The organism is Vibrio sp. SCSIO 43155, assembly GCF_023716605.1.
GTDB classification, from domain to species: Bacteria; Pseudomonadota; Gammaproteobacteria; order Enterobacterales; family Vibrionaceae; genus Vibrio; species Vibrio harveyi.
This window is the reverse complement of sequence record NZ_CP071853.1, coordinates 1,389,257-1,407,231: the sequence shown is the minus strand read 5'-3', so window position 1 is coordinate 1,407,231 and position 17,975 is coordinate 1,389,257. Positions and strand designations below refer to the sequence as shown.

Annotated in this window: 13 protein-coding genes and 1 tRNA gene; 9 read left to right on the top strand and 5 right to left on the bottom strand. The window is 43.4% G+C overall.

The features are described from left to right. Positions 1-9: 9 nt before the first annotated feature. The 3 genes from J4N44_RS23115 (at position 10) to J4N44_RS23105 (ending at position 4,238) form a co-directional block, all read left to right on the top strand. On the top strand, positions 10-996 hold the full coding sequence (locus J4N44_RS23115) for a CobW family GTP-binding protein (RefSeq protein ID WP_009696015.1): 987 nt from the start codon (positions 10-12) through the stop codon (positions 994-996). A gap of 164 nt (positions 997-1,160) precedes the next feature. Next, positions 1,161-2,780, top strand: coding sequence for a sensor domain-containing diguanylate cyclase (locus J4N44_RS23110; RefSeq protein WP_252045255.1), 1,620 nt, complete (start codon positions 1,161-1,163; stop codon positions 2,778-2,780). A gap of 165 nt (positions 2,781-2,945) precedes the next feature. After that, a complete protein-coding gene (locus tag J4N44_RS23105; RefSeq protein ID WP_009696017.1) occupies positions 2,946-4,238 on the top strand; it encodes a DEAD/DEAH box helicase in 1,293 nt (430 codons plus the stop codon). A 105-nt stretch (positions 4,239-4,343) separates the two neighbouring features. Here the strand turns inward: J4N44_RS23105 and J4N44_RS23100 are convergent, their stop codons facing one another. From J4N44_RS23100 to J4N44_RS23090, 3 genes are all read right to left on the bottom strand, one after another. After that, positions 4,344-7,460: a polymer-forming cytoskeletal protein gene (locus J4N44_RS23100; protein WP_252045254.1), complete on the bottom strand. Its 3,117-nt coding sequence runs from the start codon at positions 7,458-7,460 to the stop codon at positions 4,344-4,346. Between the two features lie 324 nt (positions 7,461-7,784). Then, positions 7,785-8,624, bottom strand: a complete 840-nt coding sequence (locus tag J4N44_RS23095; RefSeq protein WP_009696019.1) for an arginase — start codon at positions 8,622-8,624, stop codon at positions 7,785-7,787. A gap of 6 nt (positions 8,625-8,630) precedes the next feature. After that, positions 8,631-9,365 (bottom strand): IclR family transcriptional regulator, encoded by a 735-nt coding sequence (locus J4N44_RS23090; protein WP_005452217.1) that lies wholly within the window; start codon positions 9,363-9,365, stop codon positions 8,631-8,633. 449 nt (positions 9,366-9,814) lie between these two features. On the opposite strand from J4N44_RS23090, the gene J4N44_RS23085 reads away from it, so the two are divergent. After that, the gene (locus J4N44_RS23085; protein ID WP_050936190.1) at positions 9,815-11,284 is read left to right on the top strand and encodes an EAL domain-containing protein; all 1,470 of its coding nucleotides are present in this window, start codon (positions 9,815-9,817) and stop codon (positions 11,282-11,284) included. 5 nt (positions 11,285-11,289) lie between these two features. Here J4N44_RS23085 and modF read toward each other — a convergent pair whose 3' ends face one another. Beyond that, on the bottom strand, positions 11,290-12,738 hold the full coding sequence (gene modF, locus J4N44_RS23080; RefSeq protein ID WP_252045253.1) for a molybdate ABC transporter ATP-binding protein ModF: 1,449 nt from the start codon (positions 12,736-12,738) through the stop codon (positions 11,290-11,292). 366 nt (positions 12,739-13,104) lie between these two features. Between modF and J4N44_RS23075 the strand changes: the two genes are divergently transcribed. The 5 genes from J4N44_RS23075 (at position 13,105) to J4N44_RS23055 (ending at position 17,531) form a co-directional block, all read left to right on the top strand. Then, on the top strand, positions 13,105-14,016 hold the full coding sequence (locus tag J4N44_RS23075; protein ID WP_017190695.1) for a DMT family transporter: 912 nt from the start codon (positions 13,105-13,107) through the stop codon (positions 14,014-14,016). Positions 14,017-14,127: 111 nt separating this feature from the next. After that, positions 14,128-14,625 carry a thiol peroxidase gene (gene tpx / locus J4N44_RS23070; protein WP_005452211.1) on the top strand — a complete coding sequence of 166 codons (498 nt, stop codon included), beginning with the start codon at positions 14,128-14,130 and terminating at the stop codon, positions 14,623-14,625. Between the two features lies 1 nt (position 14,626). After that, positions 14,627-15,235 carry a thiol peroxidase gene (locus J4N44_RS23065; protein ID WP_005452210.1) on the top strand — a complete coding sequence of 203 codons (609 nt, stop codon included), beginning with the start codon at positions 14,627-14,629 and terminating at the stop codon, positions 15,233-15,235. 419 nt (positions 15,236-15,654) lie between these two features. After that, positions 15,655-16,350, top strand: coding sequence for a response regulator transcription factor (locus J4N44_RS23060; protein WP_009696026.1), 696 nt, complete (start codon positions 15,655-15,657; stop codon positions 16,348-16,350). Beyond that, positions 16,347-17,531 carry a sensor histidine kinase gene (locus tag J4N44_RS23055; protein WP_074051390.1) on the top strand — a complete coding sequence of 395 codons (1,185 nt, stop codon included), beginning with the start codon at positions 16,347-16,349 and terminating at the stop codon, positions 17,529-17,531. Before J4N44_RS23060 ends, J4N44_RS23055 begins: the two co-directional genes overlap by 4 nt. 273 nt (positions 17,532-17,804) lie before the next feature. On the opposite strand, the gene J4N44_RS23050 is transcribed toward J4N44_RS23055, so the two are convergent. Beyond that, positions 17,805-17,895 (bottom strand) — tRNA-Ser (locus J4N44_RS23050). Between the last annotated feature and the right edge of the window lie 80 nt (positions 17,896-17,975).

Here is a 17,975-nt window from a genome sequence, read left to right as displayed (position 1 = left end):
GAGAAAAGCATGTCAAATCGAGTACCTACCAACATACTGACGGGATTTCTTGGCGTCGGTAAAACCACGACTATTCTGAACTTATTGAAAAACAAACCAGAAAACGAAAACTGGGCAGTGTTAGTGAATGAGTTCGGCGAGATTGGTATCGATGGCGCGATGATGACTGACCAGGGCGCAATGATCAAAGAAGTTCCTGGTGGCTGTATGTGTTGTACGGCTGGTGTGCCGATGTCTGTTGGTATTACAGCATTGTTACGCCAAAAACCTGATCGTCTTCTTATTGAACCAACGGGCTTGGGGCATCCAAAGCAAGTCATTGCAACGCTGACTTCTGATCAGTACCTGCCGTATGTTGATTTAAAAGCGACCATCGCGCTGGTGGACCCTCGTAACCTCAGCGTTGAGAAGTACCTATCAAATAAGAACTTCGTCGATCAGCTAGATAGCGCGGATGTGGTTATTGGCAGCAAAGTTGATCTGTGTACCAGCCATGACATTGATGTTTTCAACGATTGGGTGACGGACCAATCGCCTTCAAAAGTGTTCAGCAAACTGATTCATGATGGTGATCTTCCTATTGAAGTGTTGGATATTGAACGCGTGCACGGTAGTGCTTCTTCTCATATCGAAGCTCATCATCATGATCACGCGCATCAAGAGCCACAATTTCAGTTGCCTCCTGGCGAAGCGTTCATCCGTAAAGAAAACAAAGGACAGGGCTATTACAGCTGTGGTTGGTTGTTTGGTGCCGAATACCACTTTAATTTTGATCAACTGTTCTCCATGTTATCGGATCTGACAGCAGAACGTGTTAAAGCGGTTGTTAACACAGACCAAGGTTGTTTCGCGTTTAACGTGGCAAATGGCGTGGTGTCGGTAAACCAAATGAGCCTAGAAGGTTTCGAATCTCGTCTTGAGGTGATCGACTCACAACTAATGCCATGGGACCAGCTAGAAGCGATTCTACTTAAGCTTTGTGGCATCGATAACTGAGCGTTAAGTGCTCAAAATTAAGACCTGAGTATCGACTTGGGTCTTTTTCGATAGAATCTTGTTATTGAGACGATAGAAATTTATTATCGCCGTTGCTCTATATATATGCGACGCGTATCACTATAATCGCCGGTTTTCTCGCGCTATAAGAAACCGGAGATCTCTTGAATCCTACCTTTACCCTCTCGGAACTGAAGTTCTTTTGTTTACGCTTTGTCGCGATTTTCTTTTTGTTAGTTGCCGTATTTGGCGCCATCATTCATTACGACAAATCAGCATCGGAAGAAGCGGCTAAAAGCAATATTCGTGTGCAGCAACAAGCGCTATTAAAAGGCAAGAAACAGTACATTGAGTGGGTGATGGGGTCGGTAGTGAGAGAGACGGCTCTGTTGGCGGATATCATGGCAGCGAGACGAGTTTATGAAACCCTTGAGCTTCCTTCTGAACAAGCGCAACGTGCTGAATTATCTCGCTTGAATTCGATTCTAGAGGCTGTGAGTCAACGTAAAGAAGTGTATGACCAGCTCCGCTATCTTGATATGCAGGGTAATGAAGTTATCCGAATCAACTTTAATGGTGGTCATTCTGAAGTCGTACCTAAGAAAGAATTACAGAATAAAGCGAAACGCTACTATTTTTCAAAAGCCCTTAAACTTGGATGCCGTAAAATCTATGTATCTCCTCTGGACCTAAATATAGAACACGGACAGATCGAAGTTCCTCTCAAACCAATGATCCGCTTGGCGACGCCAGTATTTGATAAGCAAGGAAACAAGCGCGGGATCGTGGTGGTTAACTACTTAGCCAAGTACTTGATGGAAGGTATGGCGTTGTTCAATCTCGACATGGGTACTAACTACATGCTTTTGAATAAAGACGGCTATTTCCTTTTTAACAAGCAAAACCGAGACGCAGAATTTGCGTTTATGTATTCCGATAGGCAACAAGAGACCGTCTACAATGCTTACCCTGAATTAGCTGCTCAAATCAAGCAAACGCAATCCGGTCAGATTGAGACTGAACATGGCATCATGACCATAGAGTCTGTTGGCGCTGTGGACAGAATTAACCCCTATTGTTTCCAGAATTACCATGTGAGCGAAAACAGCTCAACAGCATGGAAGTTGGTGTCTTATGTTGATTTTGCGAAACGCAAAGAGATCAGTACTGGCATTTACGAACGTCAATGGTTAATACAAGTGGGTATGGTTTTGGCTGTCGCTCTGGCGTATTTTATCGCTCGATTCCAGCTACGTGCTTTCTCCGATAATCAACGCATTCATTACCTTGCACACCACGATAGCTTAACAGGATTAGTGAACCGAGCTGCATTTCAAGAACAAGCGACGCTAACCCTAGCGCGTTGTTTTAAAGAGGGCAAAAAGGCGTGTTTGATCTATCTCGATTTGGATGGCTTTAAGTTCATTAATGATGAATATGGGCATGCTGCAGGGGACAAAACACTGGTTCACATTGCATCGGTAATGCGTCGTGTATTCGGTTCTAGAGCGTTGCTCGCTCGCTTAGGTGGCGATGAGTTCGCCATCCTTTTGAGCAATACCGAACATATGGAAAATCCTGAGCATTACGCGGCGTCTCTTATTCATTTAATTCAAGACCCAATCGAAGTGGTAGAGGGCAAGTTCCATCAAGTGACCAGTTCAATAGGTGGCTGCTATTCCTGCGAGCCGGAATGCACGTTTGATGACCTCATGCACCAAGCCGATATGGCGATGTACGAAGCGAAGAAATCGGGGAAAAATCGTTATTTCTTCATTCAGTAAACGAAAGTTGGGCATAAAATAAAGAGTACCGAATCGAAACTCGCGTGATTCCATGAGTTTTTACGTGAACGCATGAGAAAAGTGAGATAAATCACTCGAATTCGGGTATAGTGCACCGCTAAAATTTTTAAAGCTATTTAGTGATTTGTTTAAGGAATACGCTCAATGTCATTTTCATCTCAAGGTTTTGCGCCAGAAGTGGTAAAAGCACTGGCAGAATGCGGTTATGAGAAGTTAACGCCAATTCAACAGAAGGCGATTCCAATGGCTCGTAAAGGTCATGATATTTTTGCCACTGCACAGACGGGTACGGGCAAAACTGCCGCGTTCTCGCTACCTATGATTCAACAGTTGTTGGAATCTGGTCGTAGTGCATCTCGTAAAACGGCACGTGCGCTTATCATGGCTCCAACTCGCGAGCTAGCAGAGCAAATCGCAGATAACATTAAAGCGTACACTAAGTATACTGAGCTATCGGTTGCTGCGATCTTTGGTGGTCGCAAGATGTCTTCTCAAATTTCTGCATTAGAGCGCGGTGTTGACATTCTAGTGGCGACGCCAGGTCGTCTTGAAGAGCACATTGAACAAGGTAATGTGTCAGTGGCGAACATCGAGTTTCTTGTGTTTGATGAAGCAGACCGTATCTTGGACATGGGCTTTATCCATGCGGTACGTAAGATCATGCTGGATGTGGATACTGACCCACAAATCATGATGTTCTCAGCAACGACGTCTAGCCAGCTAAACCTATTGGCGAGAGACATTCTGCGCAAGCCAAAACGTATCGAAGTAGAGCGTGCGAACACGACTGCACAGACGGTTGCGCACGTCCTTTACCCAGTGGATCAAGAACGTAAAACAGAACTGCTTTCTGAGTTAATTGGTCGTAAAAACTGGAAGCAAGTATTGGTGTTCGTGAACTACAAAGAAACAGCGAACGATGTAGTAAAAGAGCTTAAGCTTGATGGCATTAAAGCGGTTGTTTGTCATGGTGACCGTGCGCAAAGTGCTCGTCGTCGTGCGCTAGAAGAATTCAAAACGGGCAAAGCTCGTGTAATGGTCGCAACGGATGTTGCAGCGCGTGGGTTGGATATTGAAGATCTACCACACGTTGTGAACTACGATATGCCATTCCTAGCGGAAGATTACGTTCATCGCATCGGTCGTACAGGTCGTGCTGGTAAGCAAGGTCACGCCGTTTCGTTTGTTAACCGCGAAGAAGAGCTAACGGTAGTACAGGTTGAAAACCTTATTCAACAGCGTATTCGCCGTATCGAACTTGCAGGTTACGAACCAAAACAACGTGAAACGTACATTGAGAAGCTAAACTCAAAACCAGCTTTCAAGAACCGCCAAGGTCGTCGTAACAACCCGAACCAATCGGCAACAGACCAAGGTTCAGCTGAACGTCGCCTAGCAATGGTAAAACGTTTGAAAGCACGTCGCTCTTCTAACTAACTTCAGAATATAAAAAACGCCCCTCATGACGAGGGGCGTTTTTGTTTGTGTTTATACTTACGATACCTAACCATCACCTCGGTGATCTGGGGAAATACAAACGGTTTAATTCATACCAATGAAGTTCGGTTCTCCGCGGTAGATAATGCGGTCATTCCCTCTATGAATCCCGAAGGTGACCACAGTGGGTGGGTTGTCTTCGGCTTTGCTCTTCTTATCCCAATTGTATTTAAGCCAAGGTAAGTTGTTTCCCTTGTCGCTTAAGTCTAAGTGGAATCGAACTTGCTCTCGTGCGGAATCGACTTGGCTGGCTACGATATCGTAGGTTCTGCCAGCCAACATGGTGCCTTCACCAGATAACTTAGTGTTGTCAGGAGCAGAGTTGGACCAAATTGGCGTGCGTGAATGATGCTGTCCATTTGCCGTGGTCGCGCTGTCGTCAAAGTGGGTAACAAAGCGTCCGTTGTGCCAAACTTCGACATCCAGTGGGACTTTTATGGTCATGCCTTGGTTGCCCCCGACATCTTTAAAGTTGAGTCTACCAAAGCGAATATCTGGCTGCTCTTTCAGAATATGAGTGTCGTCAATGAAGTGAATTTCGTCGACTGGCTTGATGAAAGCCAAACCTATTTTTGTCTTGGTTGTTGTATTGTCTTTTACTTTGTTGAATGGTCCGTCTGGATAGCGTCCATCGGTTTCATCTTTCTTCCAGCAAGGACTGTTCTCGCAAGTCGCATGGTTTGCTGGTTTAACAATAGTGAAAGTTCCAACGCTTGCTCCTGCCTCTAGGTTCCATACCGCGCTGTTTGCTGCTGGTGGAATAAATCGGTTCGTATAGTCACTGAGTTCCCCAAGGTAAAAACTCTCGCGCAAAGCGGGATTAAAATGCACGTAGTTTTCGATGTTTTTCTCCTTGGCGTTAAGGGCCACAACATCATAGGTAACTTGCTCAAATGGCTGGTTCATATAGATGAAGTCTTGCTTCTCAGGGTATTGCCATTCTGCATCTTTTGCCTCGAAGTATTTGGCATAGAAGCGACCGATATTTCGGTAGCCTGTGTTCACTGTCATTCCCAGATAGGTAGTATCGAGCTGCGCTTTAATTTTTAAGCTGCCGACTTCGTCCCAAACTAGCTGAGAGAAGTAATAGCGTGAGTTTTCACTCTCGGTATGGCTCAGTTTTAGGGTATTTGAACTGCGCAGTAAGGTATGAGTCTGCTCGGCAGTTGCCTTTGGTGTGTGCTGTGAACTGGTAAGGACGATGCTGGCCGCAGGAGCATCCTCCATCATAAAGTTACTCGTTACTCTGGCGTTACAGTAATTCGAGGTATTTACTTCATCCGTATGCAGCGCTTTGTTTTGCCAAACGATGGGTTTTACTGAAAGAGAAAAGTAGTCTCCCGCCGCGATGAAACCCTCTCCACTTTCTGATGTGCCTGAGGCAAGTGGGGTAGAGCCGTCACAGATAGCCAAAGTCCAAGGACGAGAACTAACGTTGAAATGCCCTGTGACCGGGACTGAGCCACTACTTGGACAGTCTTTATAATCAGCGCATTGAAAACTATCCGATAATTCGACTCTAAATTGCCCTGATTCATAGGTTTTCAACTTCGACTCTTCTGATTCACCATTCTTAAAGTCGTTTAAAAGCTTAAAATCACCGAACTTGCCACTTTTAGGTTGTGTAATTGTTGGATTAACTGTGGGTGACCCATTGTAATTGGAAGCGATAACGGGTTGATCTCCAGAGGTACACGCGAGCAATCTCATGTGTACATCTTTCTCCTTACCCGCAATGACTTTGATATCATCCAGAGACTCCCCAGACATGACCGAGTAAGCTTCAAACATGAAAGGCGTAAACATGAACTTTACGTCTTGAGTTTTGTTAGTGTCGTCGAGCAGAGAGAAGGTTAGGCTATAGCTTGCATCCAGTGCGATTGAGTCTATGTCTTTCGGGATGACCTTAATGATCAGTGTTCCTTCATCGTTTGAAATAAAGGTGTTTTCGTCAACTTCGGTTTTGCCTTCGACCATTTGCAGCGAAAACAATTTTGGATCAGATAACGCAGCGACAACTTTTGCACTCGCAGCTTCCCCTTTGTTTGTTGTTTTTACGGTAAAAACCGGTAAATCGTCACCGCACATTAATGCCATATCATCTGTCGGTGAGACGATAAGGTCATAATCGTCATCAGTTGGTGGTGTAATATCGCAGATTGGTATCTCTTCTGGTATCGGACACAACTTTGATACTTGGTTGCTGTATGTACAATCTGCATCGTCAAAGCCGCAGTAGTTTGCAGGAACCGTATCAATCGCAACTGCAGAGTAAACAAAGCCACATATTGAGGTATCTTGCAGCGTGGCTTTTTGAAATGAGTTTATTGCTAATTTAGGTGCGTAAACGTTACTTATGGCATCGATGGTGACTTTGTTACCTTTAACGCTATTGGTTAGGTTGTTGGTACCAAAGATATCGATATTCTTAAAGTCGACTGTTGCAAATGCACTCGTATTGCCAACAATTTGGCTCCGACCGCCTTCTGAAAAGATGTGTTGACCTTTTGAGTTTAAATCTCCGCAGACTTTTGCTTGAACTAGCTTGATATTGCCGGCGCTCTTCAGGTTGCCATTGACCACGCTGTCTTTCGCCAATAGAGATGTGTCTAACATGTTCGAGCTCGAAGAATCGGCATAGACGTCACCATCTACCTGAGTTTGTTCAAGTTCTACTTTTCGAAGAGCATGAATGTCGCCAAACACAAAGTTGGATCGTCCTTTGATTAAAATACTGCCACCTGCACTTTTGACATGACCAAAAACAATCGTGTCTTTGATAGAAAGCAGACCATGCGAGGTTAAATTACCGACTATCTTGCTTGGTTCTCCAGTATTTTCGACGATGATCTCAAAGTCCCCACCTTCGGTCTTGATATTAATGGGCGTTGCTTCAGAGCCAATATTGTTTTTCCCTTTGAGCTCAACATTGCCGTAAGCAACGATCGTTGCAGTTTGAGGGGTGGGTTTTGAGTTGGTGATGTGAGCACCTTCAGGGATGCTAATGGAACTAGAGCAGGTGTAGAGGTTTCCTTGCACTGTGAATCCATCACCCGCACAAATTTCGTTCAACGTTGGAATATCGGCAAGATCATAAACTTTTGCCTCAGCCATCGCGGGTAAGAGTAATGCTGTACTTAAAATGCTAATAAAGCGCATCATCAAGTGTCCTAAATTTAGTGGAACTTAATGGCACCAAGCGAGAGTGAGCAATGGACTCACAGAGAATGATTCAACGACTTGTACTATTTTTTATTTAACGCTTACTTATTGAACTGTGGTTATTTTTTATTTCGTATGTTGTTCCAAGTTCATATGATGAGTATTAAAACTTGAATGTGATCTTAGTTCAAGATGTGGAGCTGAACTGTGTCGCACTTTTGACGTAATAAATTGTTAAAAAATAATAAGAAAGGGTGATTTTTGTACGAAGTGCAGCAGAGCCAACGAATGGTCATTGGCTCTCAGTTTCAGTAGGCAAAGATATTAGGCTGCGTGATCAATTAAAGGTGCCATTTGGTACAGCTCTTCAAGGATCGCTTTGGTTTGTTTTGAGTATACAAGTCTATCTCGATCGCCGACTAACTGAATGGCTTTTACTTTGCCAGATACCAAGCACAAACGAATGGTGCGTAACACCATTTGAATATCGAGAGCTGGTGTTCCATCAAGGCTGTTTTTGGTCAGTAGTGATGCCAAATCAATCGAGACAATCACTTGATTGCAGTGATCTAAGTAGTTACCCATTTGTTGTTTTAGATGGTTGCGGTGACGAAAGCAGAACTCTCGGTCGGTTACCCAGTCACAGCCTTGGTCTTCTGCGTATTCCCATACTTCTTGTTTGGTATCTTGCTCACTAGAGCCTGCAAAGAACAATCGCACGTTTTGGTAACGGGATAACGCAAAATGGAACGCAGACCCAACACGAGGCTCAAGTGTTGGGTTTAAATTCATTTTATGACCAATGTGAATAATGCCCACTTCGTCATCATCACAAACGACAACGGGCAGCATAGATAGCACTGCTTCTGTGCAATTGGACAACACAACGGGAACGGAATGACGAGAAAGAGATAAGCTCAGTGCTTCTTGAAAATCACCAGTCTCGATTTGATGATGGGAAAAGTGCCCAAGGTTGGCTGCTGAGCCTTGATCATGTTGCTGATATAGCCAATCGCTGGCATTTTCTAAGCTTTGATCAGCTAATTCAAACGTTCCGCGGCTCATTGGGGCTAAATGCTCACATACCGTCATAAATGAAAAAGGGTAGTGATGAATTGGCTTGTCAGCTCGATGAAATTTGTAACGTTTGAAAAAGCTCAACATGATGAATTACCTTTCTGGCGGCAACGCCCTCGCTGCCTGCAACACATGCAAAATGATACGCTGCTTATCCTTTTCGACTCGGTGAGCCGGAGCCATGACCGAGACGGCGCCAATCAGTTTACTTCCTTTCATGACTGGTGCACTGATGCCAGATACACCAGGATCGATTTCTGATGTACTGACAGCGTATCCGTTCTTACGAATGGTGCTGAGTTCCTGTTCCCACTCGTTGAGACGATGATCTTGACCAAAGTGGCGTAAGATCTTTTCACAACGACTTTGAGGCATGAAAGCCAGCATCACCTTAGATGAGGCGCCACGAAGCAATGGTTGACTTTGACCCTGGACGTAGCTGCATCGAAGCGCCTGCATACTCTCTTTTTGTCTGACACAAAGCGCACGATAACCAGATGGCACCATATAAGCTGCCATTTCGCCGGTTTGCTGAACCAAACGAGCAAGGATGGTTTCTACCATGTCCAAACCGTGTTGAGCGGTCTCATAGCTGTGCATTAACAGCAAGGCGGCAGGACCAACCACAAATGTTTTGTCGTGCACGCTTTCCTCTATCAAGTTCCACTCTTTGAGGAGCTTTAAGTGTCTATAAAGACTGCTTAAAGGCACATTCAGTTGTTCACTGAGTGTTTTCGCAGACACTGGGAATGGACTAACTGCGACTTGCATTAGCAATTGCAGCGCCTTTTCGTTGACTTGGTTAGCGTTGGCTTTGTTTGTCGTCATGAGTGTGTTGTAACGTGATAATGAGTATGCAACAACTATAATTCTTAGTTGCTGAGAAAAGGAAAATAATTAGAAGTGGATATTCTCATACAGTGAGAAAATGGCATATTAATATTTTAGAGGTAAATTGGCAGCCCTCGTTTGATGGTTACTGTTCTTTAGAGATAGCGAAAGCCAACCAGATTTTGAGTGACCAACCAAACGCAAATTTTATGTGAATTCCTCTTCACGCATCGTACCTGAGTAAAGAAACCTGATAACCTCTGTCTCGCAAATGAGCTACATATCAATAAGTTATTGTTATATTTGCCACTTTGAGTCTTGTTAACCATACTCAATCAGTGGAAGTGCTTTCAGTGGGGTGAATGAAACGTTGTTTCTAACTTGCTGATAAATGAAGAGTAATCGTTTGATATTACTAATTCGGATTGAAAAAAGGCATCTTTTTGATGATAAATAAAGAGCTTTTGAAAAAAGCCGTTATCTACATGCTCCCGCTGCCATTGATTGTTGCGGAGGTGTTTTATTTAGCAAACCAAAGCATTCAGAGAAACCTCGATCATATATTGGATAAAAATGTCCAAGTGGCGGACGAGATCCTCTCTCAGATCAAGACCGAAAATAGGACAGCACTGATTAACCCTGAGCGTTGTGAAGCCCTGCAACAGAACCTGATGTTCGAACGTGACATTGATGAAATGCTCATTGTGAAGGGGGATCAAATAGTGTGCTCGTCAAAACAAGGCGCGATGTCTCGACCTTTGACCGATTACACGCATATTTATAGCAACGGGCAATTGTCTTTCGGTCATCTTAAAGGTTACGAAGAACAGGTTCTTTTTCTGATCACCAAAAGTGAAAAGCGTCCGGAATATAAAGCGATTACTGTCGTTGATCGCGATTATTTTGGCGTCACTGTTGGTTATCGTAACGATGTACGTCTGAAGCGGTCTGCGATGTTTGTTGGCGGAGCGTCGGCACCTAAAAACGCTTCAAAGCACGGACAGAATGCGGTGTCATTAGCCCATTCAAACGAGTTTAATTACGACGCACTGATAGAGGCGAGTGATATCTATGTCGATCAAAAACTGCTTTCCTACGCAATCTCTGCGGTACCTATTTTGTTGGTGTTCTACTTACTCATTGTCGTTATTCATCGTTTTGTTGACCCACAACGTAGTCTGGTTTCCGAACTAAGAAAGGCATTAAAACGCCAAGATCTTTTGCTTTATTACCAACCACAATATGACGCGACAACAGGGCATGCATTTGGTTATGAAGCGTTGATTCGTTGGCCTCACAAATTAAGAGGCTTTATATCACCCGATGAGTTCATTCCTGCGGCAGAAAGCAATGGGTTAGTCGAATCGCTGACCGATTACGTTCTCGAAAAAGTGTCGAACGATTTCTCTAAAGTTAAGTTTGAAACGCCAATTCATTTGGGAGTGAATGTGCCTCCTGGATACCTCGTTGGTTCTCAGGTAATAAGAAAGATCGAGAACATTCATCGCAAGCTCAAAACAAACAATGTCGAATTGAGCATAGAAATCACTGAAAGGCAGTTGATTGATGACAGTGCGAGAAAACACATTGCTGCGCTGCGAGTGCATGGTATACCAGTCCTGATAGATGATTTTGGTACTGGTCAGACAGCTTTAGCAGTCCTTCAGCATATGAAGGTAGACTATCTAAAAATAGATAAGTGTTTTATTGATACTATTGGCATCGAGAGCGTGAACTCGACAGTGCTCAACGCTATCGTCAGGCTTGCGGGTGATCTGAACGTAGATCTTATTGCTGAAGGGGTAGAAACAGAGGAACAAGCTGCCCACTTAAGATCGCTAGGCGTAACTCTTCATCAAGGGTACTTGTATGCCAAACCACTCCCTTACGCAGAAGTGGTCGGCAATGCGAAGTAGGCGTCTTATTCGATGTGCCCTTTGTAACATTGAGCCCTTTGATCAAACTTAAACTCGAGATAATTCTGAATGCTGTCTAAGCCATCTTCTTGATAATGGGAAACGTAGAGAAGCTGGCTTAGGTGCTCTTTGGCGATCAGCTCTAAGGTGTTCTTTACTAGCACTCGTCCTAAGTAGTCCAGACCTTGGTAGGGTTCGTCCAAAATCAGCAGGGTAGGCTGTTTTACAATCGCTCTAGCAATCAAAAGTAAGCGTTGTTGTCCGTATTCCAATTGTTTAAACGACGTTTTCTCATACTGCGTCATGTGGAGAATCGTTAGCCATTCTTTGGCTATGCTGATTTCTTTTTTACTTGGTTGTGAATAAAGACCTATTGAGTCATAGAAGCCGGACAGAATCACCTCCAAGGCACTGCAGTTGACTCGGTACTGAAGATGTAACGCCGAAGAAACCATGCCAATGTGTTGTTTGATTTCCCAAATAGTTTCTCCGGTGCCACGCTTCTTACCAAAGATATGGATATCGTTGCTATAGCATTGCGGATGGTCGCCAAATATCAGCCCTAACAACGTGCTTTTACCGCAGCCATTTGGTCCCTTTACTTGCCAATGCTGACCTTTATCTATACGCCAGTTTAAATCAGTAAAAATGGTCTTTTCGGTGTATTCCACCTTACCGTTTTTTAGCTCGAAGATTGGATTATCGAAGTGCGTTGAATGCTGGTGTTGGCGAATCAACGTCATCATCTCTTCGCTTTGCTTCTCGGACTGGGATTTTATTTGCGCGATGATAGGGTGCTGATCCCAACTTTGTTTGCCCATGGTGCTGTCAAGTTTGCCTCCGTTGAACAGCGCAATGCGTTCTATCCAGTCAGGCATGTCAGATTCACGGGAGAAGGTAATCAGCATTTGTACTGATTGAGACAATGTTTGAAGATAAGCCGCTAGTGAAGCACGGTGCGCGACGTCTAAACCAGTGAATGGGTTATCTAACAACACCAAGTCAGGCTTTGCTGCAAGCGCTCTAGCAAGCATTACGCGTCGTGTTTCACCCGTTGAAAGCACTCGAAATCCGCTTTCGGTTAAATGAGATAGGTCGAGGTCTTCAATGAGTGCTCGAGTTAAGTTGTCATCTTGGCTGATCTCAAAAATCAATCGATAAACTGAACTACCTTGGTCAATACGATCAAGAAAGTCTGTATCGTCTTTTTCGATCTCTAACTCCAACAACCTTTGCTGTTCAGAAAGAGATACTTGCGCGATATGGTAACCTTCGAGCTTCAATTCGCCTGTTTCTGGCTTGATTTCTCCGCACAGTAGGTCGCCAAGCATTGAGCCAATATCGCCTTCAGAGCTAAAAATTCCCCAAGATTGTCCGGCGTCAATCTGCCAATCGTCGATAGAGAGAGTAGAAGTGTTTTCCTTTGCAGTAAGCTGATGAAATTGAATCGGCATTGTGTCTTTCTTCCATGATTTATTGTCGTTTTGTTTGTTATACCAAGCTTACTCTTTCTAATGCCAATGTTTTGCTACGAGACAAGCCCGTTTATTGGGTGAAATGTGACCTCAAAAGTAGATGCGTATTATTAGTCTTGTTGAGTATTGAGGCTGACAATTCCTTACCCGCACTTACACACCCCGGATTGAATGTTAAAAATGTTATCACTATGGTGACCCTCATTCGGAACCTGGAAGCCAACGTGGACGCTAATGTGCTCCTCAAACCTGACAGTTCTGATAAACGTTACCGAAGTTCTCCTAGATAGGCGGCGATATTTAGTGACGAAAATTTCTTTTCAAGTTTATATAACGAGTTTCAAGATGTTCAAAAACAAATTAACAATATTATTGTTTTTTTCGGTTTGCATAATTTGGGGTACGACCTGGTTTGCTATGGAAGTAGCCGTATCGACGATTCCTCCTTTATTTGCGACGGGAATGCGCTTTCTTATTGCTTGCCCCATTCTAATTTTCTTGGCAAGACTATTAAACCAACCATTGTTATTTCCAAGAGGTAAAGAACACTGGGTTATTGTGGTCTCTATTTTTTATTTTGCTATCCCATTTACCTTAATGATTGCGGGCGAGATGTTTATCTCCTCTGGATTAGCTTCTATTATCTTTGCCAACATGCCTATTGCGGTCATGATGACATCAATGATATTTCTTGGACTTCGCTTAGCAGCGCATCAGATATTTGGTGTATTTGCAGCAGTTGTGAGTTTGTGTGTGATTTTGTCGAATGAACTTGCTATCGGAGGAGAGACAATCATTCTTGGTTCCGTTGCGCTGATCACTGCGGTACTGATTCATGCAGTGATGTATGTGGTGGTGCAAAAGTATTGTGCTGATATTCAAGTCATTACCTACAACGCCACACCAAGTTTTATTGCTGCGCTGCTGCTTTTAATCAGCTCATTCCTGTTTGAAAAGCCAAATACCTTGGTGTTTTCTACCCAATCTATGTTGGCTGTTGGCTACCTTGGCGTGTTTGCAAGTGTCGGTGGTATTGTGGCTTACTTTAAACTAGGTAAAGTATCTTCTCCTTTCGTCGCTTCACTGTGTTTTCTAATATTTCCTTTAGTAGCCCTTTCTATCAACGCTCATATGACCGGTAAAGTAATATCGGACCATTCTTTATTCATGTTAATTCCGTTGCTCATTGGTGTTCTATTAACCAAGTTGGAATTAAAGGGTCGTGCCCTAAACGCACAGATTCAATCTAATAGTTAGTCTATCACTTACATTTGCTTAGTTTGATTTGTTTTGAACGAGAGTATTATTTCTCCGCGATAAAAATATCGCTCACATAATTAAAATTATTAAATACGTAAAGAGGAAATCATGTCGGTAACTTTTCAAGGAAATCCAGTTTGTATCACAGGCTCTTTCCCGCAAGTCGGTCAGAAAGCGCCTAGCTTTACTTTATGCTCAGCAGAACTTAACGATTTTCCGTTAGAAAGCTTAAGCGGTAAAAAAGTTGTACTCAATATTTTCCCGAGTATTGATACACCAGTATGTGCGACTAGTGTTCGTACTTTTAACCAGAAGCTAGCGAAAAAGGAAATTGAGATTCTTAACATCTCAGCGGATTTACCTTTTGCAACAGGGCGTTTTTGTGGTGCAGAAGGCATCGATATTGCGCAAACTGCTTCTTTCTTCCGCTCCCCTTCGTTCACTCAGAGCTACGGCGTGAACATTAGCGAAGGTGCCCTTAAAGGCTTGGCATCTCGTGCGGTTGTCGTCATTGATGAGTCGGGAGTCGTACTTTATAGCGAGTTGGTTAAAGAAATCACTGAGGAACCAAACTACGACGCAGTGATGAAGGCTTTGGGGTACTAGGATGAAATTGGCTACATTATTACTTACCGCTTTAGCTTCTGGTTCCGCGTTGGCTCAATTTATGACAAGCACTGACCACGCAAAGTTGGGGGCAGGCGAGATTGTCACACTTGAGAAAGAGAACACATTCAACCTGATTGGTGAGTCAGTAAAAGTTGGGCAATATATGCCTTCTGCTACTTTACTGACGTCAGAACTGAATTCATACGATACCAGTGCTAAATCTGACAAAGTTAAGATTTATAGCGTGCTTGCTTCTGTCGATACACCAGTTTGCGTTCAACAAGCAATAGAGTTGTCAAAATACATCTCTGCGCACCAAAGTGAGCTTCAGGGTATTGAGTTTTATGCAGTGAGTGCAGATACGCCTTTTGCTCAGCAACGCTTTATCAAAGCCCATTCTCTTAAGAATGCTACTTACCTTTCAGACGCGGCTGAGCATGAGTTTGGTTTAAAAACGGGCTCTCAAATTAAAGAGCTAGGTTTGCTAACCCGAAGCATTGTAGTCACGGATAAAGACAATAAAATATTATTCGTACAACGCGTTCCTGAACTAACGACCATTCCAGATCTAGAAGCAGCGATCAACATCGCGAAACAACACATCTAGTTTTTACTCTTCTGTTGGTTACTTGGCAAAGGAATGCCAAGTTTCTTTAAAACTCTCAAATTAATTTTTCTGTTAATTCAGTATCTTCTCTCAATATCGAGCGCTTTTTCGTCGTGTGCTTACATTCGCTTAAAGAAAGTGAAACCTCACCTCTATACACTGCGCGGCAACCGCTGTTAGTCAATACAAGTAACAAATATGGCTTATACCCAAGCTACCTTGAGATGCTAGGTTCAGCGAGAATGACTTGGTTTGTAGACGCGGCAGTGATTCAAAGGTTTAGTGAGCCTAAATCAAGAATCGGCAATAAAGTATCCAAGCCAATACTCTGAATCCTCATCTTGAAGTCACGTAGGTATATATACTTTAAGTCATGACTTTTGAGTTTTAACCGAACGATAAATTTGGAGAACCATTCCATGCCAAACGTCATTATCGTAGAAGATGATCAGCAGTTGAGAGACATGCTGTGTTACTTTCTTTCTACTGTAGAGGGCTATGAGGTCAGTTGCCTTACGTCTGGTGAGAATGCCGTAGAACACATTGTGGAATTAAATCCTGAGCTAGTGTTACTCGATATTCAACTCCCTCATACGTCGGGGCTTTGCGTACTCAAGTCGTTGAGAGAGCAGGGGCATCACTACCCAGTAATTATGATGACTGCCAATGACAATGAAATCACAGAAACCAATGCTTTAGCACTAGGGGCGAATGATTACATTACCAAACCCATACGCACTAATGCTTTGCGAGAGCGAATCAAAAGACAAATCACACTAGCGAGGCACTATTCTCACGAGGTGCCAAGTATCGATGAACGCCCTTTTATACTTGAAAGAAAGGCGACATGTTTGCTCTACGAGCAGGTAAAGATTCCTTTAACACCTTCAGAGTTTGAGCTGTTAGAAATTCTGTCTAAAGAGAGCCGACCGATTCCAGTACATGAATTATTTGAACAAATTCATGGCTTTTCTTATCACTGTGAAGATCGTTCGGTCTACATGCGAATTTCTTCTATCCGCAAAAAGCTAGCGTCGTTTCTTCCAGATATAGACTTGGTTAAAAACCGCCGCACGAAAGGTTTCTATTTGAACTATCCGGTTGTTGTAAGATGAAAACTTTTATCCTACAAATCTTTGCATCACTGCTGTTGGGGTATGCAATCAGTGCCAGTCTATCTAAACTGTTTATTCAAGATTACAAAAATGCATTAGAAGAGGCGTTTAACTTTCATCGTGTGGAGTTGGTTCTGAATGGTTTTGAGTCTCGCCCTCCCTTGGAAGAACAGAAAGATGCGATTTGGTTGTTTCAATGTGATGTCGCGACCGGTGAGCTACAACGCGTAGATGAAGATGAATACTCGCTGACGAGAAAATATCAAGATCGCCATATTCGAGCGACCTTTAATAGTACCGCTTATCAGAATGATCCCATCATCAAAAAGCTGATGTGGGTTGAGTTGGCTGAAGACTTAATTCAGATTCTATGCACTTTACTGGTACTGGTTGTTTCACTGAGAACGTGGACGAATGGCATTCAGTCTCTCCAGTACCTATCGAGTCGTTATGCCAAAGGTGATTTTAAGGCAAGAACCGATGTCGTTGGTCCGGAGGCGATCAAAACACTTATCAATAATCAACATCAGATGGCACAAGCTATCGACTCTTTGATGACAAGGCAAAAAATGATCTTTGCCGCTCTGCCTCATGATATACGAACTCCACTTTCTGCTATTCAACTTACTAGCGACATGATGGAAGAGGGAGGTGTGGACAATACCTTCTTGGTGAATCGTTTAGGGGCTCAGGTAAACAGCCTAAATACTCTGTGTGAATCGAGCTTACATCTACTTAAAATCTTGAACAAAGAAGTCCCTTTACAACGAGAGTTCATCAGTTTTCAAGCTATTTTAGATCTTGCGTTAGAGGCTCAGGGGTGTGAGCGACAAATCAAACGTGTGAACACACAGCAACTTGTATTTACCGACAAGAGGGTACTTAAAGTATTGCTACTCAACATTCTCTCGAACGCGAGTCGTTACAGTCATTCTGAAATCGAAGTTGTATTTATGGCTTATCCAAACGTTGACGTTGTAAAGATCAGTGATGATGGCGATGGTTTTGAACCAGCCACGATTGAGGCTTTCAATAGTGGCAAGGTTAACGACGTTTCACCCAAAGATGGCTTTGGTATTGGTATGTTACTTATTTACGAGCTAGCGAATTACCTGAATGGGCGAGTTCTACTCTCTAACACCAACGCAGGTGGGCAAGTCATATTGATCATGAATCGCTGAATCGCAGGGAGTCTCGAATCTCTTCCCTAGCTGTCACACGGCGAATATGCCGGAGTTCGGGGACGCCTAGTCTGGGCTTGCATTTAAGGAGGGATTTGGGCTAATCCCTTTAAATCATTGAAATACGGAAAGCCCGCTAATCTCTTAGCGGGCTTTTTACCGGAATGTGGGGAAGTGCTGGGGGCGCACACGATTAGGGATATAGAAATCCCGTAATTTTCCAAATGCTAAAACGACGAAAGCTCGTTGATTTCTCAACGAGCTTTCTAAATATGGCGGAGAGATAGGGATTTGAACCCTAGATACGCTATTAACGTATGCCGGTTTTCAAGACCGGTGCTTTCAACCACTCAGCCATCTCTCCGTTGCGGGACGTATGATAGGGGGAGGCATAAACGTTGTAAAGCATTGTTTTAATGAAAAAGAACTGTTTGCTTGTTTTGT